The sequence below is a fragment of the Cellulomonas denverensis genome, assembly GCF_012396125.1.
GTDB lineage: Bacteria > Actinomycetota > Actinomycetes > Actinomycetales > Cellulomonadaceae > Cellulomonas > Cellulomonas denverensis.
In genome coordinates this window covers 24431-47508 of the sequence record NZ_JAAXOX010000006.1, presented here as the reverse complement: position 1 = coordinate 47508, position 23078 = coordinate 24431, and the positions used below count along the sequence as shown (strand labels likewise).

Below are 23078 nucleotides of genomic sequence, written 5' to 3'. Positions count from 1 at the left end.
GCCGCGCGGTGCGTCGTCGCAGCCGGCCGCCGTCCATCCTGGCCCACCGATCCGGGCAGGTCACTCCTCCGCCAGGGTCAACGCCGCCTGCACCAGCGCGAGGTGGCTGAGCGCCTGCGGCAGGTTGCCCAGGAAGTCGCCGGTGCGCGCGTCGATCATCTCCGGCCAGATCCCGACGTCGTTGGCCTGGGCCAGCAGCTCGTCCATCCACTGCCGGGCCTCCTCCCGGCGACCGACCAGGGCCATCGCCGCCACGCCCCAGAATGCGCAGGCGACGAAGCTGCCCTCCTCCTCGGGCATCCCGGTGTAGCGGTGCAGCAGCGGTCCGGTGCCGAGCTCGGCGCGCAGGGCGTCGATGGTGCGGCTCATCCGCTCGCCGGTGTCGAATCCGCTGCGGGCGTGCAGCAGGATCGAGGCGTCCAGCGCGTCCGACCCGGGGGCCATCAGGTAGGCGCCGCGCTCCTCGGACCAGCAGTGCGCGCGCACCCAGTCGGCGATCCGGTCCGACTCCGCGGCCCAGCGCGCGGCGTCCCCGGCGATCTGCCCCTGTTCGGCCAGGTGTACCGCACAGCGCAGCGCCTGCCAGCAGCCGAGCTTGGAGCTGGTGTGGTGCCGGGGGCCGGGCAGCTCCCACATCCCGGCGTCGGGGCGGTGCCAGGCGTCGGCGGCCTGGTCGGCGACCGCGGCCAGGAACCGGCCGGTCTCGGCGTCCAGCAGGTTGCCCGCGTCCACGTAGCCGCGCATCACCGCCAGCAGGTCGCCGTAGATCCCGAGCTGCAGCTGGCCGTCCGCGCGGTTGCCGGTGAGCACCGGGCCGATCCCGCGCCACCCGGGTGCCAGCGCTTCCTGCTGCCCCTCCGGCAGGTCGCCGGCCAGGGTGAAGAACACCCGCAGCCCGTGCTCGCGCAGGGTGTGCAGCACCCAGGCGGTGGCGGCGTGCACCTCCTCGCGCAGCCCGAAGCCGATCCAGGCGTCCAGGGTGTAGGCGGCGTCCCGGACCCAGGCGTAGCGGTAGTCCCAGTTCTTGCCCCCGGCGACCGACTCGGGCAGCGAGGTGGTGCCGGCCGCCGCGATCGCCCCGGTCGGTGCGTGCAGCAGCAGCTTCAGGGTCAACGCCGACCGCTGCACCGCCTTGCCCCACGGCCCGTCGTAGTGGAACTCCCGGGTCCAGGCCCGCCAGTTGTCCGCGGTGCGGTCGATGCCCCGGTCGGCGTCCTGCGGGTCGGGCAGGTAGACCGGCTCACCGGCGGTGGCGGCCAACACCAGCAGGTGGCGGCTGCCGGCGACGGCGGTGAACACCCCGGACACCTGCTGGCCGTCGGGCACCACGGTCATCTCCCCGCCGGTGCGCACCGCGACCGTCACCCCGTCGTCGTGCAGCACCAGGCCGTGCACGGTGTCCTGCACCCACGGTGAGGCGGTGCCGAAGACGGTGCCCGGCCGGACCCGCCACGCCATCGGCACCGTGCCCCGCACCCCCTCCACCCGGCGGGCCAGCTCGGCCCAGGGCAGCCGCCCGGCCACCCCGGTATTCATCGCCTCGGTGACCCGGACCTCGCCATCGTCGGTGACGAACGTGGTGACCAGCACGTTCGTGCCGACCAGGTACTCCCGTCGCAGCCGGAACGCCACGGTGGGCGCCAGCTCGATCCGGCCGCCGTCCTCGGCGTCCACCAGGGCGGCGAACACCGGCGGGGTGTCCAGGTCCGGCAGCGGCAGCCAGTCGATCCGGCCGTCCTCCGCCACCAGTGCCAGGGTCCGGCCGTCGCCCAGGGCCGCATAGCTGCGCAGCGGGGCGTAGCCGTCGACCCGGGCGGCCGGTGGCCGCAGCTGCTCCGACGCGGCGTGCCCGGACCCCTCCCGCGCGTGCCCGGCGTCGCCGTCCAGATGCCCGAGACCGTCGGTCATCGTCCTCCCACCAGGGCGGACCCTCCGCCGTCAGGTCATCGTCGGATGACCGGGCGGGACCGGCAATCGGAGCGGTCAGAGCTCCGCGGGATCCACCAGGAACCCGGCCATGTCGGCGACCTCGCCGCCGACGTCGTGCTGGACCTCGCGGGCGATCGACCGCACCACCTGCGCCGCCCGGCCGCGGGCCACCCGGTGTGCCAGCGACGGCCGCTCCGACTCCAGCTCCTCCAGCTCCGGCGGCTCCCAGGTCACCCGGTAGGCGATCACCTCACCGGTGGTCCAGCTCAGTCCCTGCAACACCAGCGGCAGGTCGCCCTCGGACTCGGCGCGGATCGACACCGCACCGTCCGCACCCAGGTCGATCAGCACCCCGAAGCCCTCGGCGGCCGGCGGGTGCTCGATCATCCAGGCGTCGAAGGCATCGGCCTCGGCGTGCAGCCGGCGGCGTTCGTCCGGGTCGGTCACGCCGATGCCGGCCTCCGGCCGGTCCACCAGCACCCGGCCGGTGTGGGTGACCGCGGCCAGGCGCTCGCCGGTCGGCGCGGGCGCGTCCAGCCGGGCCTGCGGGGCGACCCGGCACGCGGCGGCCAGCACCTCCTCCGGCTCCACCCACCGGTCCGAGACCACGGTCAGGTCGAGGGCGGCGTCCATCTCCGGCACCAGCACCACGCCGGTGTCCGTGCGCACCGCCCCGCCGAGCCGCCGGGCCACGTCGATCGCCCAGCGCAGCACCCGGCCCTCCTCCCGGACCGGCTGCTGGTCGCCGAACGCGCGGCGCAGCCCGTCCCGGTCACCGCCGATCGCCGGGGTCGCCGCCCGCTCGCGCGGCACGTCCACCGGCCAGGCGGCCACGATGTCGCCGGGCACCCCGAGCCGGGCGGCCACCGCGGGCTCCACCCCGAACGGCCCCGTGACCGTGGACAACCGGCCCAGCCGCAGCACCCCGGGGGTCGGCTGGGCCGCACTGTCCCGCCGGCGACTGGGCACCCGCGGCGGGCGCTCCCAGCGGGCCGACGCGAACCGGCTGACCGCCAGCACCTCGACCTCCTCGCTGACCACGCCGTCCGGGAGCAGCAGCAGGTGCCGCCCCGGGGCCGGAGCGTCCTGCGGCCAGCTGGTCAGCCGCGGCAGCGGGATCGCCGGGCCGTTCACGCGGTCAGACCCGGGTCCGGTGGAAGTTCTGCCAGGACCGGGAGGCGGTCGGCCCACGCTGCCCCTGGTACCGGGAGCCGGTCGCGCCGGACCCGTACGGCCGCTCGGCGGGGGAACTGAGCCGGAAGAAGCACATCTGCCCGATCTTCATCCCCGGCCAGAGCGTGATCGGCAGCGTCGCGACGTTGGACAGCTCCAGGGTCACGTGGCCGCTGAACCCCGGGTCGATGAACCCGGCGGTCGAGTGGGTCAGCAGCCCGAGCCGGCCCAGCGAGGACTTGCCCTCCAGCCGCGCGGCAATGTCGTCCGGCAGGGTCACCTGCTCGAAGGTCGAGCCGAGCACGAACTCACCCGGGTGCAGCACGAACGGCGACTCCGGGTCGACCTCCACCATCCGGGTCAGGTCGGGCTGCTCGGTCGACGGGTCGATCATCGCGTAGCGGTGGTTGTCGAACAGCCGGAAGAACCGGTCCAGCCGCACATCCACGCTGGACGGCTGCACCATCTCCGGTTCGGTCGGGTCGAGGACCACCCGCCCGGCGTCGAGCTCGGCACGGATGTCGCGATCAGAGAGCAGCACGGGACCACGGTAATGCCTGGCGACGGCGGGCAGGGATGGGCCGCCGGGCCTAGCGTGGACGTGTGGCCGTCGAGCACTGGGACGCACCGGTCGTCGCCCCGAACGCCTTCGACGAGGCGATCGGCGAGGCGCGGCGCTGGTTGACGGCCGGGCGGGACGTGGTGATCCGCGGCGAACCCGGCTCCGGGCGCAGCCGGGCTCTCGACTCCGTGGTCGCCCAGACCGAACGCCGGTCGATCCCGGTGCTGCGGCTCTGGGCCTCCGGCGATGCCCCGCTGGCTGCGCTGCGCACGCACCCCTCGGTGGTCGCCGAACGGTTGCGACCCGATCCTGGCGTCCTGGCCATCTGGCTGGCCGGGGAACTGGCCGGCCGGCGCGCGCTGCTGGTGGTGGACGATCTGGACCGGCTGGACGCGGTCAGCGCGACCGTGGTGCTGGATGCGCTGCGCCGCAGCAGGGCCCGGATGCTGGCCACCGCCGGACGCGACCTGTCCCGGGTGCACGGCTCCGCCGTGGCCGAGCTGGTCGCCGAGCGCGCGCCCGCGGAGGTGCTGCTGCGCCCGCGCGGGTTCGCCGCCATCAGCCGGCTGCTCGCCGAGGAACTGGGCGCGCCGGTGGACGTCGCCCTCGCCTCCTCACTGACCGCCCGGGCGGACGGGAACCCCAAGGTGGCGCTGGCCATCGCCGACGCCGCCCGGTTCAGCGGGGCGATCGAACTGGACGGCGACCGCTGGCGGACGGTCGGCCCGCTGGACGGCCTCCCGCTGGCCGCGGTCGCGCACGCGCTGCTCCCCCGGCTGGATGCCGAGCAGGTGGCGGCGTTGGAGGTGCTGTCCTGCGCCGGACCGGTCCGCCGCCGGGTGGCCGAGGGTGCGCTCGAACTCGACCCCGCGATCCTGGACGAGTTGCTCGCGATCGGCCGGCTGCGGGCGACCCCAGAGGTCCTGGTCGTGACCCCGCCGGCTCTGGCGGCCGCCCTGCGGGACCGGATGGACCCGCTGCGCCGCGCCGCGCTGATCCGGCAGGCCGAACGCGCCTGGAACGAGACCGGGACGGATCTGCCCAACCCCGACCCTGACCTGATCGACGACGTGACCCAGGACGAGTGGCGCTGGGCCGCGGACCTGGCCGGGCCCGCACAGGAACGCGATGCGGTCGAACAGCTCCGCCGGCGACGGCGGTGGCAGGCGGCGCCCCTCGTGCCGAACGCGAACGACTACCTGTCGGTGCTGCTCCGGCGTCGCGGGACCGCGGTCGCTGCTGCGGCGGTGTTCGCCGGCACCGAGGTCACCGGCTCCGAGTCGGCGGACGACCTGGTGACCTTCGCGCTGGACGAGCTGCGCTGGGCGGTCTGGGCCGACGAGGACTTCGGCGATGTCGCAGAGCGGTTCGCGGACCGGCCGAGCCTGCTGGCGCTGATCGACCTGCTCACCGGTGCCCGCCGCGCCGGACAGCAGGGAGAACCGGGGCCCGACCTGCCGCCTGGTGGCGTCCTGCGGAGTTGGGCCGCGGTCTCCCAGGGTGCCGGGCTGCTGGATGCCGGCCGGGCCACCGATGCACTGGAGGCCTGCGACCGGGTCGACGCCGAGCCGGCCGTGGCCGACTACCACCTCGATGGCCTGCGCGCCGAGGCGATGCTGCTCCTGAACCGGGCCGACGAGGTCGAAGAACTCTCCCGGCGCGAGCTGCGTCGCGCGCTGGTGAACCTCGACCTGCTCGGGGTCCGCGTCCATGCCTGCGCCCTGGCCGAGGCCCTCGTGGTCGGACATGACATCCCCGGCGCGGTGCAGGCGCTCGGCACCTCGCTGCGCCTAGGCCCGGGTGGTCCGCTGGACACCACCTTCTACCGCCGGACCCTAGCCCTCGGGTCGCTGCTCGCCACCCGGTCAGGGCAGTACGACGTCGCCGAGACCCTGCTCGACGCCCTCGACCACACGCCACATCGGTTCATGCAGGCGGTGCAGAGCTTCGGGGTGATCGCCCGCGCAGCACTGGCCCGGGCCACCGGCACCGGCGACGGGGACGCGCTGCTGTGGGAGGCCGGATGCCGGTACGCCGATCGCGGGCTGCGCACCGCCGCGCTGATCTGCTGGCTGAGCCGGCCCGGCGCCTACGACCCGGCGCGGCTGCAGCAGATCGAGGAGTTGATGCGCGGCACCGACCTGCCCGCCCTGGTCCCGGCCCTGGGCCTGCACCGGGCACTGGCCGCCGACGACCAGGACGCCCTGGTCGAGATCCTGCGGCATCGTCCCGCCGACTTCACCGGACTGACCGACGCCGCCCTCGCCGCGCTGGACGCCGACCATGCGCACGACCCCGCCCTCCGGCACCTGCGCGCCGCCACCGACGACCGGGGTTCGCGGTGGGAGGCGCTCAGCGCCCGCGAGCAGGAGATCGCCGCGGGGGTCAGCGCCGGGCGGACGAACCGCGAACTGGCGGATGCCTTCCATCTCAGCGTGCGCACCGTGGAGAGCCACGTCTCGCACATCCTGCGCAAGCTCGGCCTGACCAACCGGGCCGAGATCGAGCGGTACGTGGCCGCCGAGCACCACTGATCGCCACCACGTACCCGCCACCGAACCCGTGATTCGGTACCCCGATTCCGCGCGACCACGACCGCCTCCGTACCCGCGCGACCCCGACTCCGCACTCCTCCCGCTGGTGATCTGGACATGTCCCGGTCCACGACCGGACGCCCCGATCGAGACCAGCCGGGCTCTGCCCGGGGAAGGAGGAGTCCCCATGCTCACCGTCATGCCCGCCGCCGCCGCGGCGCTCGCCCTGACCATCGCGGGGCCGGTCGGGGCGCTCCCCGGCGAGACCGCGGGAGGGGCCGAGGACGGTGCAGTGCCGGCGCCGAGCACGCAGGCCGCACCGCAGGCGCCCGCTGCCACCCCGGAGGCCGGGGACGGCACGTCCGCCGCCGAGGCCACGTCCGCGCCCGCCGCGGAGCCGACACCCGCCACCGACCCTGTGTCCGCCGCCGAGCCCGCGCCCGCCACCGACCCCGCGCCCGCCGCTGACCCCCTGCCCGCCGCTGAGCCCGCTGCCGCACCCGCCACTGAGCCCGCGGCCGCCGAGCCGAGCACCGCAGCACCGGCCGCCGCTCAGCCGGCCGCCACCGATCCGGCGCCGAGCCAGGCACCTGCGGTCGATGACTCCGTCGCCGACCCTGCGGACCTGCCCACCTCCACCGGCACCGGCGACGGCACCCTGGACTACTGGTGGGACGAGGACGGCCTGCACTTCTACGACCCGATCCCGGACAAGAACGTCAACATCTGGGTCGAGACGTCCGAGGGCAAGATCCACCTGAAGATCGACAAGGACTCCGATCTGCACGGCGCGACGGTCATCCCGTGGGACGTCTTCGGCGTGCCGGAGGGCGGGTGCGTGACCCGGACGCACGTGAACCACACGGGAACACCGGTGTCGGAGCAGGGGTACTGCAGGCCGACGTCTGAGCTGATCGTCGATCCCGTCGATCCGACGGACCCTGCCGACCCGACGGACCCCACGGACCCGACCGACCCTGTTGACCCGACCGACCCTGTCGACCCGGCGGATCCGACGGACCCCACCGACCCTGCCGACCCGACGGACCCTGTCGACCCGACCGAGCCGACCGAGCCGACGGACCCCGTCGACCCGAGCGAGTTCGTCGAGCTGGGTCTGCCGACCGACCTCGACCCGACCACGGCGACCGACCCGACCGCGACGACCGACCCGACCGCCGCATCCCTGCAGAGTCCGGTCCTGGCCGCCACGACCGACTCGGCAACCGGGGTGGCTCGGCCCAGCACGCGGCACACCGCGAGCTCGACGGCCTCGGCTCCCACGGCCCTGGCCACCACCGGCTCCGGCGTCGCGATGCTCGCCCTGACCGGTGCGGGCGCGACCATGGTGGGTCTGGCGCTGCGGCGGCTGAACCGGGCGGTCCGATGAGCGCCCCGGCTCCGGCCCTCCGGGCACTCGCGGGCTGGGCCTCACCGCAGGGCGACCAGGACCCGGTCCTGGTCGCCCGGGCGACCGGGATCGTGATGGCCCTGCGGCGCTGCGACGCCGAGGAGGCGCTGGTGGTCCTCACCGACGCGGCCGAGCGCCAGGATGCGCCGCTGAACACGGTCTGCCGGCACGCCGAGGCGATGGTCGCCGGCTCGCTCGCCGACGATCCACTCGCTCCGCGGATCGAGCTCGGGCCCCGTGCGCTCTGGCCCTGATCGGACCCGCCCCTGGACGGCCCTGGTGCGAGACGCCCCCTCGTCTCGCACCAGGGCCTTCACCTACCCGGCCCCCAGGGCCCGTTGAAGCGGTTCGACCGTGCGCTACGCTGTCGATCGCGGATGCGTGGGAGCGCTCCCGCACAGCAGCCAGCACCCCACTCCGGAAGGCGCAACGATGCGGTTCGGCCACTTCGACGACGAGGCACGCGAGTACGTCATCACGACGCCGCACACCCCGTACCCCTGGATCAACTACCTGGGCTCGCAGGAGTTCTTCTCGCTGATCTCGCACACCGCGGGCGGCTACTCCTTCTACCGCGACGCGAAGATGCGCCGGCTGACCCGGTACCGCTACAACAACATCCCCACCGACGACGGCGGCCGGTACTTCTACGTCAACGACGGCGGCGACGTGTGGACCCCCGGCTGGCTGCCGGTGAAGGCCGAGCTCGACCACTTCGAGGCGCGGCACGGCCTGGGCTACTCCCGGATCACCGGCTCCCGCGGCGGGCTGACCGTGGACACCCTGTTCTTCGTCCCGGTGGACGAGAACGCGGAGATCCAGCAGGTCACGCTGACCAACGACTCCGCCGAGCCCAAGACGGTGCAGCTGTTCTCCTTCGTGGAGTTCTGCCTGTGGAACGCCCAGGACGACCAGACGAACTACCAGCGCAACCTGTCGCTGGCCGAGGTCGAGGTGGACCTGGACGGCCCGCACGGCTCGGCGATCTTCCACAAGACCGAGTACCGCGAGCGCCGCGACCACTACGCGGTGTACGCCGTGAACACCCGGGCCGCCGGCTTCGACACCGACCGGGACACCTTCGTCGGGCCGTGGAACGGTCTGGGCGAGGCCGCAGTGCCCCGCGCGGGCAAGTCGTCGGACTCGGTCGCCTCCGGCTGGTACCCGATCGGCTCGCACCAGGTCGAGGTGACCCTGGCCCCCGGTGAGTCCCGGTCGCTGACCTACGTGCTCGGCTACGTCGAGAACGACCACGACACCAAGTGGGCCCCGGGCAGCAACCAGCAGCTGGTCAACCGCGAGCGCGCCTACGACCTGCTGTCCCGCTACGCCACCACCGAGCAGACCGACGCCGCCTTCGACCGCCTGCGCAGCTACTGGGCGGACCTGCTGGGCAGCTACACGGTCAGCTCCGGCGACGAGAAGCTGGACCGGATGGTCAACATCTGGAACCAGTACCAGTGCATGGTCACCTTCAACATGTCCCGGTCGGCGTCCTACTTCGAGACCGGCATCGGCCGCGGGATGGGCTTCCGCGACTCCAACCAGGACCTGCTCGGCTTCGTGCACCTGGTCCCGGAGCGCGCCCGCGAGCGGATCATCGACATCGCTTCCACCCAGTTCCCGGACGGGTCGGCGTACCACCAGTACCAGCCGCTGACTAAGCGCGGGAACAACGACATCGGCTCCGGCTTCAACGACGACCCGCTGTGGCTGATCCTCGGCGTGGCGGCGTACGTCAAGGAGACCGGCGACTGGGCGATCCTGGACGAGCCGGTGCCCTTCGACAACGAGCCCGGCTCCGAGGTGCCGCTGTTCGAGCACCTGACCCGGTCCTTCGACTTCACGGTGAACAACCGTGGCCCGCACGGCCTGCCACTGATCGGCCGCGCCGACTGGAACGACTGCCTCAACCTGAACTGCTTCTCCACCGAGCCCGGCGAGTCCTTCCAGACCACGGAAAACCAGTCCGGCGGCGTCGCGGAGTCGGTGTTCATCGCCGCGATGTTCGCCGCGATCGGCCCGGAGTACGCCGAGCTGGCCGAGCGCCGTGGCCTGACCGAGGTCGCCGCGAAGGCCCGGGACGCGGTGGGCGAGATGCGCGCCGCGGTGCTGGCCCACGGCTGGGACGGCGAGTGGTTCCTGCGCGCCTACGACTTCTTCGGCAACCCGATCGGCACCGACGCCAAGCCGGAGGGCAAGATCTGGATCGAGCCGCAGGGCTTCGCGGTGATGGGCGGCATCGGCGTCGACCCGCAGAACCCGGCGAACCCGGAGTCCGAGGCCGTCCGCGCCCTGGCGTCGGTCAACCAGCACCTGGCCACCGACCACGGCATGGTGCTGCAGTACCCGGCGTACACCAGCTACCAGATCGAGCTGGGCGAGGTGTCGACGTACCCGCCGGGGTACAAGGAGAACGGCGGCATCTTCTGCCACAACAACCCGTGGGTGATCATCGGCGAGACCGTGGTCGGCAACGGCGCCCGGGCGTTCGACTACTACAAGCGGATCACTCCGGCCTACCGCGAGGACATCTCCGAGGTGCACCGCCTGGAGCCCTACGTCTACGCCCAGATGATCGCCGGCAAGGAGGCGGTCCGGCACGGCGAGGCCAAGAACTCCTGGCTGACCGGCACCGCCGCCTGGAACTTCGTCGCGGTGTCCCAGTACCTGCTGGGCGTCCGCCCGGACTACGACGGCCTGGTCGTCGACCCGCAGCTCGGCCCGGACGTCCCGTCGTTCACGGTCAACCGCACCATCCGCGGCGCCCGGTACGAGATCGCCGTCACCAACTCCGGCACTCCCGGTGCCCGCGCCGCGGTGACCGTCGATGGTGAGCCGATCACCGGCCGCACCGTGCCCTACGCCCCCGCCGGCAGCACCGTCCGGGTCGAGGTCACCGTCTGATCGATGAGGGCTCCGGGAGACTCAGTCCCCGGAGCCCTCATCGCGGCGGGTCCCATCCCCGGCGCGGAGCCGTTACACTGGTCACGGCCGTCCACCCGGACGGTCACGCGGATGTAGTTCAATGGTAGAACTTCAGCTTCCCAAGCTGACAGCGCGGGTTCGATTCCCGTCATCCGCTCGCTCGAAGGCCCGGACCCGGCGGTCCGGGCCTTCGTCGTACCGGGGTGGAACCGGTCCGCCGCTCGTACGATCGCCCGGTGATCCTCGTCGACCCCCCGGCCTGGCCCGCCCACGACACCCTGTGGTCGCACCTGGTCTCGGACAGCTCCCCCGCCGAGTTGCACGACTTCGCCGCCGGGCTGGGCATCGGCCGGCGGGCCTTCGACCTGGACCACTATGACATCCCGGCATCCCGGTACCAGGACGCGGTCGACGCCGGGGCGGTGCCGCTGGGCGGCGGGGAGCTGACCCGCCGGCTGATCGGGTCCGGTCTGCGGGTCCGGGGGCGAGACCGGGCGGTGCTGAAGAGACTCCGGCGGCGGTGGCTGGACGCACGGCCCGACGACTACCTGCCGGTGGACGACCTGTTGCTCCGCTGGCGGGAACCGCACCGGGCGTACCACGGGCCGGTGCACCTGGCCGAGGCGCTGACCGCGCTGGACCTGCTCGCCGCCGAGTCGACCGGCCCCGGGGACCGGCGCACCGCCGAACTCGCCCTGTGGTTCCACGACGCCATCCACCGGGGCAGCACCCCCGCCGACGAGGACGCCTCCGCGGAGCTCGCGCTCACGGTCCTGGATGACGAGCGGGTGGCCGACCTGGTCCGGATGACAGCGCACCACGATCCTGACCCCGCCGACCCGGCCGCCGCCCTGGTCAGCGACGCCGACCTGGCGATCCTGGCGGCCGAGCCCAGCCGGTATGCCGAGTACACCCGGCAGGTCCGCGCCGAGTACGCGCACGTGCCTGATCCGGACTTCCGCGCCGGGCGAGCGGCGGTCCTGGACCAGCTCCTCGCCCTGCCTTCGCTGTATGCCACCGACCGGGCCCGCGGGCAGTGGACCGCCCGCGCCGAGACCAACCTCCGCGCGGAGCTGCACGCCCTCACCGCCCGCGCCTGAACCCCCGGCTTCGATCGACCCAGCGCAGCGCCCGCGTGCTCGCGTGCTCGCGTGCTCGCGGCCACCCGAGCCGGTCCATCTGGGCCGACCGCCCCCACCCGACGACGCCCCGTCCCCAGCGCCGCCGCACGCCGGCCGCCGCACGCCGCACGCCGCACGCCGCACGCCGCACGCCGAGAGTGCACGAATGCAGGCCTCACGGCCTGGGACGCGTGCATTCGTGCACTCTCGGCGCGGAGCTGGGCACGGGCGGCGACACGGCGAGCGGGGCGCGGGCGGCGACGCGGCGAGCGGGCCCAGGCGGATGCACGGCAAGCTGGGCAGCCGACCCCGCTCAGATCAGCGGCGGCATGTCCGGCGCGAGGCGGCGCTGGAGTCCGGAACCGAGCGCCAGTCCGGCCAGCACGCCGAGGCAGATCGTCACCATCGAGACCCCGGCGGTGACGATCGTGGTGATCGTCTGGTCGGTCACCTGGTCCAGGGCGGACGTGACGCCGACCAGGCCGAGCGCACCGGGCACCAGCACCCAGAACCCGGGCAGGAAGGTCACCAGGAACGGTGGGGCGGACGGCCGGGTGGCGGCGATCATCGCCACCGGTGTCATGGCCAGCGCCCCGACGAAGGACGACACCGACGTGCCCAGCAGCAGCCCGCCGACCACCTGCCCGGCATAGGCCACCACCAGGACCAGGGCGATCCAGGGCAGCGCGCCGGGCCGGGCGTCGTTGTTCAGCACCACGCCGACCGCGTACACCAGCACCCCGAGCCACGGGGCGGCCCAGCCGAGCGGGTGACCACCGCCGGCGCCGAACTCGGTGGCCGGCACCCCGACCAGACCGGCGGCGGCGGTGATCCCCAGGCCGAGCAGCACCAGCTGCATCACACCGGAGGCCAGCCGAGCCGACCCGGCGATCATCTGGCGGGTGGCCAGGTCGATCACGCCGGTGGTCAGCAGTGCCCCGGGTAGGAAGGTGACCAGCGGGCCGATCAGGGGCGCGAGCAGCCCGACCGGCAGCCCGGTGCGCACCAGCAGGAACACCGGCACCGCGACCAGGAACGCGCACGCCCCGGTGAGCAGGCCCTGGTAGACGGCCGGCATCCGGCGGGTGAGGTGCGTGACCACGGAGACCAGCCCGCCGAGCACCGCGGCGATCAGCACGTCCAGCCAACCGCCACCCAGCACCAGCGACAGACCGGCGGCGACCACCACGTAGCCCAGTGCGCGCCGGCGACCGGTGGACGGCGGCGGCGAGTCCAGCACCGTGGCGAGCCGGTCCAGGCCGTCCTCCGGAGTGGTGTCGCCGCGCACCGCGGACTGGGCGAGGTCCAGCACGTCGGCGATCTGGTCCAGCCGCAGCGTCTGCGAGCCCGCGGTCGCCACGGCGGTCCGGACGGTGCGCCCGTCCGGCACGGACACCATCAGTGCGGTCGGGAATGTCACCACCGCGGTGCCGGGCAGGCCGTTCACCACGGCAATGCGTTCCAGGGTGCCGTTGACCTGGGCGATCGGGGAGCTGCTGTTCACCATCGCCTCGCCCAGCCGGACCAGGAACCGCACGGTCTGCTCCGGGTCGGCGGTGCCGGTCGGCTCCGACGCCTGCGGGACCGCGGCGCGGGGCAGCGTCTCGTGCGGGTCGTCCACCGTGGCGACCGCGATCACCCCGGTGACCGGCGCGGCCTCGGCCGGAGCGGTCGCCGGGACGGAGTGGGTCAGGTCGGGATGGGCCGGGTCGGGATGGGCCAGGTCGGTGTCATCGGCGCCGTCCGGGGCCGCAGCCTCTCCGGCTCCCGCGGCCACCGGGTCTCGGCCGGGATCGGACGGCGCGGCCTCGGTGTCGCCGTCCCGGTCCGTCGCGGAGGCAGGGGCCCCCTCCGCGGACGGCCCACCCGCGGTGCCCGTGCCCGAACCGGCGACCGGCGGCACGGCAGCCGGGTCCACCCCGGCGTCCACCGGCGGCACGGCAGCCGGGTCCACCCCGGCGACCACCGGCGGCACGGCAGTCGGGCCCTCCCCGGCGTCCGCCGCTGGCACGGCAGCCGCGTCCACCCCGCCACCCACCGGCGGCAGCTCCGCGGTGTCCCCGTCCGCCACCGGGCCGAGCACCACGGTGTCCGCGTCCCGGTCCACCCCGGATCGCCGACTCGCCACACCAGGCTCCGGGACGGCCCCCGCCACCGCACCGCGCCGCCCGCCCAGCGCCCCGGTCCGCCACAGCCAGACCAGCCCGGCGGCCGCCGCGACCAGCACCAGGACCGCGACCAGCACCATCCCCCAGGGCAGCCCGGAGTCGGCGGCCGCGGGGCGGGAGATCCAGCCGGGGACGGGCACCGTGCTGGTGCTGGTCGGCTCCGGGCTGGGCGAGGCGGGGGCACTCGGTTCGGTGGTGGGGGCCGGCTCGGCGGTGGGGCCCTGCGTGGGCTGAGTGGTGGAGCCGTCACCGGGTTGCCGGGTGGGCTCGGGCGCCTGGGTCGGCCCGGTGGTCGGCCCGGTGCTGGGTGCCGGAGTGCTGGTGGGGCCGGGTTCGGTGGTGGGATCGGCCGTGGCGCGGGCGGTCTCCGGCGCGTCGGGCTGCTCGACCGAGGTGGGCACCGCGACCTGGATGCCGATCGCCGTCACCGCTGCACACCGAATCCCTGCAGGCCCTCCGGCTGCTCCTCGGCCACGGTGGTGCGGTCGACGTGGGCGCCGCGCGGGCCGTGGCGCAGCCAGTCCAGCATCGCCCGGCCGGCCGGTTCGTCGCCCTCGATCACCGCCTCGACGGTGCCGTCGTCCCGGTTGGCGACCCAGCCGGACAGCCCGAGGCGCTCGGCCTCCCGGGCAGCGGACCAGCGGAAGCCGACCCCCTGGACCCGGCCCTCGACGATCACCCGCCAGCGACGCACACCCGCACCTCCCGTCCGGGCAGCGTACCGACGCGGCCTGGGGACGGCCCGGGGGCGACCGATCAGAACGGCACGCCGCAGCGCAGCGCGATGTTCGCCCAGGGTGTGGCCTCGCCGGTGCGGATCACCAGGGCGGCGTCGGCGAGCAGGTCCTTGAACCGGTCGTGCGGGATCAGGTCGGGGGCCAGGCCCCGGTCGGCGAACCATCCGCCGACCGGGGTGCCGCCCGACTCCGCGGCGGCGATCGAGCCCTCGACCACGATCTCGGCCAGCACGGCGTCCAGCACCGCGGTCAGCGACGGGACCCCGGCGACCAGGGCCAGGTCGACCACCCGGGCGTCCCGGGGCAGCGGCGTCCCGCAGTCGACGATCGCGACCAGGTGCCCGTGTCCGAGCCGGGCGATCCCGGCCGCGAGCGCCGGGTTGAGGATGCCGGACCGTTTCACCCCTGCTCCTCGACCACCGGCAACGGGTCGGTGGCGCCCGGGTAGGACGGTTGCGCCCCGGCCCGGCCGACCGCGTAGGCCCCGACCCGGGCGGCGAGGTGCGCGGCGGTGACCAGGTCGTCGCCGCGAGCGAGCCGGTGGGCCAGCGCCCCGACGAAGGCGTCGCCGGCACCGGTGGTGTCCACGGCCCGGACCCGCGGCGAGGGCACCCTGGTCAGGGCCTCCCCGGCCCGGGCGACCAGGGCACCGCGCGCCCCGACCGTGACCACCACCGAGCGCAGGCCGTGCTCCACCAGCGACTGCGCCACCCGGTCCTCGTCCGCCGGGCCGGTGATCGGGGCGGGGGTGCCGGAACCGTCCAGGGCGGCCAGCGCCGCGGCGGCCTCGTGCTCGTTCACCACCAGCGGGTCGGCCTGCCGGAGGGTGTCCGGGTCGACCTCGATCACCGGGGCCAGGTTGAACACCAGGCGCACCCCGGCCTCGCGGGCGGCCCGGGCGGCGGCCTCGGCGCCGGAGCGCGGGATCTCGCCCTGGAGCACCAGCACCCGGCCGGACCGGATCAGGTCCGCGTGCCGCTGCACCGCCTCGGCGTCCATCGACCCGTTGGCGCCGGGGATCACCACGATGGCGTTCTCCCCGTCGTCGGCCACGGTGACCAGGGCGATCCCGGTGGCGCCGGGCAGCTCGGCCAGGCCGGTCAGGTCCACCCCGGCAGCCCGCAGACCGCTGAGCGCCGCCGGGGCGAAGGTGTCCTGGCCGACCGCGCCGATGAAGGCGGTCCGAGCGCCGAGCCGGGCGGCGGCCACCGCCTGGTTGGCGCCCTTGCCCCCGGGCAGCACGTCGACCGAACGGCCGAGCAGCGTCTCACCCGGGGCGGGGTGCACCCGGACCCGGGCCAGCAGGTCGGCGTTGGTGGAGCCGACCACCACCACCTCGGGGGCGTTGTCGTCGGTGGTCACTGCAGGTAGTCCTCCACGTTGTCCACGGTCACGGTCTCCACGGCCACCGGGACCTCGGAGTCCACGGTCTCACCGTCGAGGGCCGCCGCCATCAGCTCCACCGCCTGGCGGCCGAGCTCGCGGGGCCGCTGGGCGATGGTCGCCACCAGGGTGCCGTCCTGCACGGCGGTCAGGCCGTCGTCGGTGCCGTCGAAGCCGACCACGAACACGTCCTGCCCGGCCCGGGAGCCGAGCGCCTGGATCGCACCCAGCGCCATCTCGTCGTTCTCGGCGAAGATGCCGACCACGTCCGGGTGCGCCTGCAGCAGGTTGGTCGCCACGTCCAGCGCCTCGGCCCGGTCGAAGTTGGCGGTCTGCTGCGCGACGACCTCGATGTCCGGGTACGCGGCGATCCCCTCGGTGAACCCGGCGCCCCGGTCCCGGCTGGCCGACGTGCCCGGCTGGCCCTGGAGCACGATCACCTTGCCGGACTCGCCGATCGCCTCGGCCAGCGCGTCGGCCGCCTGCCGGCCACCGGCCACGTTGTCGCTGGACACCAGGGAGGTGATCTCGGCGTCGTTGACCGCCCGGTCCACCCCGATCACCGGCAGCTCACCGGACAGTGCCGGGGCGACCGCGGCGGCTGCGGCGTCGGAGTCGACCGCGTTGATGATCAGCCCGGCGGTGCCCGCGGAGACCGCCGAGGCGATCTGGTCGGTCTGGGTGGTGGAGTCGTTCTGGGCGTCGACCACGGTGAGCGACAGGCCCAGCTCGTCCGCGGCGGCCTGCGCCCCGTCCCGGACATCGACGAAGAACGGGTTGTTCAGGGTGGACAGCGACAGGGTGACCGCGTCGCCGCCGCCGGTGCCGTCGCCGCCGGACTCGCCGCCGCGACCGCACGCCGCGGTGCCGATCAACAGACCGGCGGACAGCACGGCGGCCACGATCCGGCCTCGGGTGGAGAACGTCATCGTTCGCTCCTTCGGTAGGGGACTTGCTGAGGGATGAGGGGTGGGGCGTCAGACCCGGCGGCCACGCCGGCGCAGCACGTCGATCAGGACGGCCAGCGCGATCACCAGGCCGATCACGACCTGCTGCCAGAACGAGGACACCCCGAGCACGTTCAGGCCGTTGCGGATCACGGCCAGGATCAGGGCGCCGACCAGGGTGCCGGAGGCGCGGCCGACCCCGCCGGACAGCGAGGCGCCGCCGATCACCACCGCGGCGATCGCGTCCAGCTCGTAACCGGAGGCCGCCTGGGGCTGGGCGGAGTCGAGCCGGCCGGCGATCAGCATCCCCGCCAGGCCCGCGAACAGCCCGGACAGCGCGAAGACGGTCACCAGCACCCGCTTGACCGGGATGCCGGACAGCCGGGCGGCCTCCTCGTTGCCGCCGACGGCGTACATCGACCGCCCGATCACCGTGCGGTTCAGCACGAAGGCGGTGACGATCCCGGCCAGCGCCAGCACCAGGATCGGCACCGGCACCCCGCCCAGGTCGCTGCCCAGCCAGGACACCTCCGGCGCGGTGCGGATCGGCCGCCCGTCGGACAGCACCAGGGTCAGGCCGCGGGCCACCGACAGCATGGCCAGGGTCGCGATGAACGCGGGCAACCGGCCATAGGCGACCGCGAAGCCGGACACCGCCCCGGCGATCAGCCCGACCACCAGCCCGCCGACCAGCGACAACCAGCCGGGCAGCTGTGCGGTGCTGAAGATCCAGGCCGACACCATCCCGGACAGCGCCGCCACCGAGCCGACCGACAGGTCGATCCCGGCCGCCACGATCACGAAGGTCATCCCGAAGGCGAGCACCGCGATCGTGGAGGCCTGCACCCCGACGTTGAGCAGGTTGTCCAGGGTGAGGAAGTTCGGCGTGAGGATGAACAGCACCAGGCAGAGTGCGAGCAGGCCGATGAACGGCAGCAGCGTCGACATCAGCTGGCTGTGGGCACCGGGCAGCCGCAGCCCCCGGCGCGGTGCGGTCGCGGTGGTGCTGGGCGCGTTCATGGCTGGTTCCCTTCGGGTGCGTGCGAGGGCGCCGCGTGGCCGTCGTCATCGGCATTGCGGACCGCCAGGGCCATCACCTGGTCCTGGCCGGCGGTGGGGGGCAGCTCTCCGGCGAGCTGGCCCCCGCTCATGACGAGGACCCGGTCGGCCATGCCGAGCACCTCGGGAAGATCGCTGGACACCAGCAGCACGGCACCGCCGGCCGCGGCGACCGCGTTGATCAGTTCGTAGATCTCGACCCGGGCGCCGACGTCCACGCCGCGGGTCGGCTCGTCCAGCAGCAGCACCCGCGACCCGGCGAGCACCCAGCGGCCGAAGACGATCTTCTGCTGGTTGCCGCCGGACAGGTCCCGGGCGTCCTGGTCGATGTCGCGCATCCGGATCCGCAGCCGCTCGGCCACCTCGGCGGCGCGGCGGTGCTGCCCGGACAGGTCGGCCAGCGGGCCCCTGGCGGTGGACCGCAGGGTGGCGTAGCCCAGGTTGTCGGCGACCGAGGCGTCCAGCACCAGGCCCTGCGCCTTGCGGTCCTCCGGCACGTGCCCGATCCCGGCGGCCACCGCCCGGCCGACCGAGTGCCCGGGCAGGACCCGCCCCTCGACGGTGACCGTGCCGCTGTCGTAGGGGTCGGCCCCGGCGACCGCGCGCAGCAGTTCGGTCCGCCCGGCACCCACGAGTCCGGCCACCCCGACCACCTCGCCCGCCCGGACCTGCAGGTTCAGGTCGTGCAGCACGCCGGTCCGGTTCAGGCCGCGGACGTCCAGCACGACCTCCTCGCCCACCCGGTGCGTCCGGGGCGGGAACTGCTCGGTGATGTCCCGGCCGACCATCAGCCGGACCAGCTCGTCCTGGTCGGTGCTCGCCGGGACCTCGGCCACCAGCGACCCGTCGCGCAGCACGCTGACGCTGTCGCCGATCGCCGCGATCTCCTCCAGGTGGTGGCTGATGAACACCATCGCGACGCCGTTGGCGCGCAGTTCCTCGACCACACCGAACAGCACCTCGGTCTCCGCACCGGTCAGCGCGGCGGTCGGCTCGTCCAGGATCAGGATCCGGGCGTCCAGGCTGAGCGCCTTGGCGATCTCGACCAGCTGCTGCCGGGCGATGCCGAGCTCGCCGACCGGGGTGTCCAGCCCGACGTCGAGCCGCACCCGGTCCAGCGCGGCGCGGGCCAGCCGGCGGGTGGCCCGGCGGTCGACCAGCCCGGCGCGGGCAGGCAACCGGCCCATCATCACGTTCTCGGCCACCGACATGCCGGAGACCAGGTTCAGCTCCTGGTGGATGGTGGCGATGCCCAGGTGCTCGGCCGCCCGCACCCCGTTCAGGTGCACCGGTGTGCCGTCCACCACCACCCGGCCGGCGTCCGGCTGGTAGATCCCGGACATCATCTTGATCAGCGTCGACTTGCCCGCGCCGTTCTCGCCCAGCAGCACCTGCACCCGGCCGGGACGGACATGCACGGTGACGTCCTGCAGCACCCGCACCGGCCCGAACGACTTGGACACCCGGTCCAGGGTCAGCACCGGGGCCGGCAGCTGCTCCGCCGCGGTCACCGGGTGCCCCCGGCCGGGCCGGTCGACCCGCGCAGCACCAGGCTGCTGGTCAGCACCGCCGAGGTCACCGGCTCACCGGCGAGCAGGTCGCGGATCATGTCCACCGCCAGCGCGCCCATCCGGGACGGGTCGTGCGCGATCACGGTCAGCGGCGGGCTGACCAGGCCGAAGGACTCGATGTCGTCGTAGCCGATCACCGACAGGTCAGCCCCGATCCGCAGTCCCCGGTCCCGGCACTCCAGCAGCACGCCGAAGGTCATCAGCGAGTCGGCGGCCAGCACCGCGGTCGGCGGGTCGGGCAGGGCGAGCAGGGCCCGGGCGCCGGCGACCCCCGACGCCGACCGGAAGTCCCCCTCGAAGACCAGCCCCGGGTCGGTGTCCAGCCCGGCATCGGCCACCGCCTCCCGGTAGGCCGCCAACCGCTCCCGGCCGGTCGACGTCACCTGGGGACCGGCAACGTAGCCGATCCGGCGGTGCCCGAGCCCGGCCAGGTGCTGCACCGCCTCGACGATCCCGGTCCGGTTGTCCGAGGTCACGCTCGGCACCTCGACACCGTCGATCGTCCGGTCCACGAACACCACCGGCAGCCCGAGCGACAGCACCTCGCGCAGCGAGCCGGAGCCGTCGCCCTGCGGGGTCACGATCATCCCGTCCACCCGCTGCGAGACCAGCAGGTCCAGGCAGTGGTCCTGCTGCTCGGTGGACTCGTCGGCGTTGCAGAGCAGGGTGGCCATCTCGTGCGAGAGGGCGGTCTGCTCCACGGTGTGCGCGATCTCGGCGAAGAACGGGTTGCGCACGTCCGAGACCAGCACGCCGATGGTGTTGGTCCGGGTGCGGCGCAGCGACCGGGCCTGGGCGTTCGGCCGGAAACCGAGGTCGGCCGCGGCGCTGAGCACCTTCTGCCGGGACGCCGCCGAGGTGCTCGGGTGCTCGGACAGCACCCGGGAGACGGTCGCCACCGAGACCCCGGCCCGGGCTGCCACGTCACGGATGGTGGGGGTCTGCATCGCGCTCCTCGTCGAGCCGGGCGGCGGGGGCGACCACGCCGCGGTGCGTGTGTAACCGATTCCATGGAATCGGTTACACGACCGTAGGCGACCTCGGCGACGGCGTCAACACCCGGTGGTGACCGCGCCGATGCGCCGCCCGGGGGCTTCTCGACCGGGCGCTGTCCGATTGCGTCCACATCGGCCGCACGGGCGTGACCAGCACCGTCACCCGCCCATCCCCCGCCGTCACCCACATTGTGGACCGACCTGTGGATAACTCGTCCGCAACCGAGACGTTTCGGGCGAATTCGGGTGTCGCCCGCATCGCCAGGAGGCCACGTTGTACACAATCCCCGGGGACCGGCCGGATCCGCCATATCGTCCGATCCGGGTCGCCGTCAAGGCCGGGACGCATGGGTTCCTCCCAGCCACCCCACCGGTGCCGATCAGCTCGGAAAGTGCTCCTGACCTGCACGGAGGCCCGGCGCCACCGTCCCGGCATCCGAGCGGCGAACGGTACACCCGCTCAGCGCCCGAATGGCACGGTTTCGGCGACCCATCGTTCGCCGCTCACGGTTGTCCACACGTTGTCCACAGCGCAGCGCGCTCCGGAGGCCCGGACTCCACAGGGCTGTGGACGCAATCTGTGGACAACACACCTGACGACACGCCGAACGCGGCGCTCCCGCGCGGGACTCAGGCGCCGATGTCGTGCAGGTGGTGCACCACGTCGTGCAGGTAGTACTCCGCGAGCGTGGTCACGGTGAACACCGACCCGTTCGATCGCCGGCCGGTGCGCTGCCACTGCGCGCCCTGGACCCGGTCCAGGGCGGTGGCGAAGGCGTCGGCGGCGTCGGCCAGCTCGTCGGCGACCCGGCCGGGGTCCTGCAGGTCGTAGCGGTCCGCCCGGGCGGTGGCGTCCTGGTCCCAGTTCGGGAACTGCGGGTCGTCCTGGCCGAGCATCAGCGCCAGGCGCTCGGTGAACACCCGGTGCACGTCACGCACGTGGGCGCCGTACTCCAGCACCGACCACACCGTCGGAGCGGGGCGGACCACCGCGTCACGGCGGTTCAGGGCGGCGCGGTAGCGGGGAACCAAGTCCCGGGTGGTGGCGGCGATCTGGCCGGCGGGCACGTCGTCGGCGCCGAAGCCGCAGTCGGGGCAGCGGTCAACCAGCACCCAGGTCCAGTCCTTGCCGTCGGGTTCAGCCGGGACGTACTGGCGGATGCTCGGGTCGACTGCGCTCATGCCCGCACGCTAGGACGACTTCGCGGTCACGGTCGAGAGGGCTGAGCGGTGGACGCGCCACCCACTCAGGGCGTGATCCGCCTCGGCCGGTCAGTGCTGGGCGGTCAGTCGCCCTGGGTGCGCTGGGTCGGCACCGCGGTGTCGGACCGCGGGACCATCGAGCGCGGACCGAGCAGCTGCTCGACATCGGACCGCCGGTACCGGCGGTGACCACCCAGCGTCCGCACGGCGTCCAGCCGTCCGGCACGGGCCCATGCGGCCACCGTCTTGGCCTGGACGCCGAAGACCGCGGCGACCTCTGCCGGGGTCATGAGCTCCTCCCTCGACTTCACCGGGTTGCTCACTTCCACACCTCCTGGGGTTGGGCCCGGCCGTGGTCGGCGAGCCTTGCGATGCGGCAGCGAATCACCCGAAAACACCGAGAGAGCCCCGATCGGGCAATCTGGGGGTGCATGCACGGGGAGGACGGGCCCGAGGTGAGTAGTAGGAGCGGCTCGACTGAGGGGTACGGCGACCCGGGCCGTGAGACGCCGGGAGTCGGGGTCAGCGGTGCCGAACGGCGATCGTCCATCCGATGAGACGCTCGACTCTGAGGGTAGGGAACCCTAACTTCGTATGTGATTCTGACGGCGCGTCACTTCCTGGTCTGATGGCCGGACCGCAGCCGACCCGAGGAGTCCCGATGACCGCCACCACCCCGCGGCCCACCGCCGAGCCACTCTCGCTGCTGCTCCGGACCGGCACCCGGGACGAGCACCAGGCGGCCGAGTCGATGGCCTTCGTCGACCGGCTGCTGGCCGGCGATCTGAGTGCTGCCGCCTACACCGACCTCGCCGCCCAGCTGCTGCACGTCTACCGCGCACTGGAGGAAGCCGGCGACGCCCTGGCCACCGACCCGATCGGCGGCGCCCTGGTGTTCGAGGAACTGCGCCGGGCGCCCGCGCTGGAACACGACCTCGCCGTGCTCGCTGGCCCGGGCTGGGCCAACCGGGCGGACGTGCTGCACCCGCACCCGGCCACCGCCGCCTATGTCGCCCGGATCCGCTCCGGCGGGCTGCCCGGCTACGTCGCGCACGCCTACACCCGCTACCTCGGCGATCTGTCCGGCGGCCAGGTGATCGCCCGGATGGTGCAGCGGCACTACGGGGTGCCGGACGAGGCGCTGTCGTTCTACCGGTTCACCGGCATCGACCGGATCAAGCCGTTCAAGGACGTGTACCGCGAGCGCCTGGACGCCCTGCCGCTGACCGCCGATCAGCGGGACGCGGTGGTGGCCGAGTCGCGCGAGGCGTTCCGGGCGAATCGCGAGCTGTTCGCCGTGCTGGGCTCCGCCCACCTGGCGTAACGACGGTGCTGACACTTCGTGCGAGAATGTCAG

19 protein-coding genes and 1 tRNA gene are annotated in these 23078 nt (G+C 73.9%); 7 read left to right on the top strand and 13 right to left on the bottom strand.

What is annotated here, in order from left to right:
- Positions 1-60 precede the first annotated feature (60 nt).
- The 3 genes from HGA03_RS12210 to dcd form a co-directional block, all read right to left on the bottom strand.
- The gene (locus HGA03_RS12210; RefSeq protein ID WP_168630558.1) at positions 61-1908 is read right to left on the bottom strand and encodes a glycoside hydrolase family 15 protein; all 1848 of its coding nucleotides are present in this window, start codon (positions 1906-1908) and stop codon (positions 61-63) included.
- Between the two features lie 75 nt (positions 1909-1983).
- Positions 1984-3063 carry a hypothetical protein gene (locus tag HGA03_RS12205; protein ID WP_239073527.1) on the bottom strand — a complete coding sequence of 360 codons (1080 nt, stop codon included), beginning with the start codon at positions 3061-3063 and terminating at the stop codon, positions 1984-1986.
- A gap of 4 nt (positions 3064-3067) precedes the next feature.
- Entirely contained in the window at positions 3068-3643 is a 576-nt protein-coding gene (gene dcd, locus HGA03_RS12200; protein ID WP_168630557.1) for a dCTP deaminase, read from the bottom strand.
- 62 nt (positions 3644-3705) lie between these two features.
- Between dcd and HGA03_RS19625 the strand changes: the two genes are divergently transcribed.
- The 6 genes from HGA03_RS19625 to HGA03_RS12170 all read left to right on the top strand — a co-directional run bounded on the left by HGA03_RS19625 (position 3706) and on the right by HGA03_RS12170 (position 11637).
- Positions 3706-6198, top strand: a complete 2493-nt coding sequence (locus tag HGA03_RS19625) for a helix-turn-helix transcriptional regulator (protein WP_168630556.1) — start codon at positions 3706-3708, stop codon at positions 6196-6198.
- Between the two features lie 187 nt (positions 6199-6385).
- Positions 6386-7588, top strand: a complete 1203-nt coding sequence (locus HGA03_RS18985) for a hypothetical protein (protein ID WP_239073528.1) — start codon at positions 6386-6388, stop codon at positions 7586-7588.
- Positions 7585-7863 (top strand): ANTAR domain-containing protein, encoded by a 279-nt coding sequence (locus HGA03_RS12185; protein WP_168630554.1) that lies wholly within the window; start codon positions 7585-7587, stop codon positions 7861-7863. Before HGA03_RS18985 ends, HGA03_RS12185 begins: the two co-directional genes overlap by 4 nt.
- Before the next feature lie 178 nt (positions 7864-8041).
- Complete coding sequence (locus HGA03_RS12180) at positions 8042-10516, top strand: glycoside hydrolase family 94 protein (RefSeq protein WP_168630553.1); 2475 nt, start codon at positions 8042-8044, stop codon at positions 10514-10516.
- 107 nt (positions 10517-10623) lie between these two features.
- A tRNA-Gly gene (locus HGA03_RS12175) sits at positions 10624-10694 on the top strand.
- Between the two features lie 79 nt (positions 10695-10773).
- On the top strand, positions 10774-11637 hold the full coding sequence (locus HGA03_RS12170) for a DUF4031 domain-containing protein (RefSeq protein ID WP_308439749.1): 864 nt from the start codon (positions 10774-10776) through the stop codon (positions 11635-11637).
- A gap of 334 nt (positions 11638-11971) precedes the next feature.
- Here the strand turns inward: HGA03_RS12170 and HGA03_RS19380 are convergent, their stop codons facing one another.
- The 10 genes from HGA03_RS19380 to HGA03_RS12120 all read right to left on the bottom strand — a co-directional run bounded on the left by HGA03_RS19380 (position 11972) and on the right by HGA03_RS12120 (position 22044).
- The gene (locus HGA03_RS19380; RefSeq protein WP_168630552.1) at positions 11972-14254 is read right to left on the bottom strand and encodes a threonine/serine exporter family protein; all 2283 of its coding nucleotides are present in this window, start codon (positions 14252-14254) and stop codon (positions 11972-11974) included.
- Positions 14251-14520, bottom strand: a complete 270-nt coding sequence (locus HGA03_RS12160; RefSeq protein WP_168630551.1) for an acylphosphatase — start codon at positions 14518-14520, stop codon at positions 14251-14253. Before HGA03_RS12160 ends, HGA03_RS19380 begins: the two co-directional genes overlap by 4 nt.
- A gap of 62 nt (positions 14521-14582) precedes the next feature.
- The gene (locus HGA03_RS12155; protein ID WP_168630550.1) at positions 14583-14966 is read right to left on the bottom strand and encodes an RbsD/FucU domain-containing protein; all 384 of its coding nucleotides are present in this window, start codon (positions 14964-14966) and stop codon (positions 14583-14585) included.
- The gene (locus HGA03_RS12150; RefSeq protein WP_203767349.1) at positions 14963-15925 is read right to left on the bottom strand and encodes a ribokinase; all 963 of its coding nucleotides are present in this window, start codon (positions 15923-15925) and stop codon (positions 14963-14965) included. The genes HGA03_RS12155 and HGA03_RS12150 overlap by 4 nt, the downstream gene beginning before the upstream one ends.
- Positions 15922-16875 carry a substrate-binding domain-containing protein gene (locus HGA03_RS12145; protein WP_168630549.1) on the bottom strand — a complete coding sequence of 318 codons (954 nt, stop codon included), beginning with the start codon at positions 16873-16875 and terminating at the stop codon, positions 15922-15924. The genes HGA03_RS12150 and HGA03_RS12145 overlap by 4 nt, the downstream gene beginning before the upstream one ends.
- A gap of 48 nt (positions 16876-16923) precedes the next feature.
- Entirely contained in the window at positions 16924-17913 is a 990-nt protein-coding gene (locus tag HGA03_RS12140; RefSeq protein WP_168630548.1) for an ABC transporter permease, read from the bottom strand.
- On the bottom strand, positions 17910-19463 hold the full coding sequence (locus tag HGA03_RS12135) for a sugar ABC transporter ATP-binding protein (protein ID WP_239073529.1): 1554 nt from the start codon (positions 19461-19463) through the stop codon (positions 17910-17912). Before HGA03_RS12135 ends, HGA03_RS12140 begins: the two co-directional genes overlap by 4 nt.
- On the bottom strand, positions 19460-20470 hold the full coding sequence (locus HGA03_RS12130; RefSeq protein ID WP_168630547.1) for a LacI family DNA-binding transcriptional regulator: 1011 nt from the start codon (positions 20468-20470) through the stop codon (positions 19460-19462). The genes HGA03_RS12135 and HGA03_RS12130 overlap by 4 nt, the downstream gene beginning before the upstream one ends.
- 678 nt (positions 20471-21148) lie before the next feature.
- Positions 21149-21700 carry a DinB family protein gene (locus HGA03_RS12125; protein WP_168630546.1) on the bottom strand — a complete coding sequence of 184 codons (552 nt, stop codon included), beginning with the start codon at positions 21698-21700 and terminating at the stop codon, positions 21149-21151.
- A gap of 104 nt (positions 21701-21804) precedes the next feature.
- Positions 21805-22044 carry a BldC family transcriptional regulator gene (locus HGA03_RS12120; RefSeq protein ID WP_308439752.1) on the bottom strand — a complete coding sequence of 80 codons (240 nt, stop codon included), beginning with the start codon at positions 22042-22044 and terminating at the stop codon, positions 21805-21807.
- Between the two features lie 338 nt (positions 22045-22382).
- On the opposite strand from HGA03_RS12120, the gene HGA03_RS12115 reads away from it, so the two are divergent.
- Positions 22383-23045 (top strand): biliverdin-producing heme oxygenase, encoded by a 663-nt coding sequence (locus HGA03_RS12115; protein ID WP_168630545.1) that lies wholly within the window; start codon positions 22383-22385, stop codon positions 23043-23045.
- Positions 23046-23078: the final 33 nt, after the last annotated feature.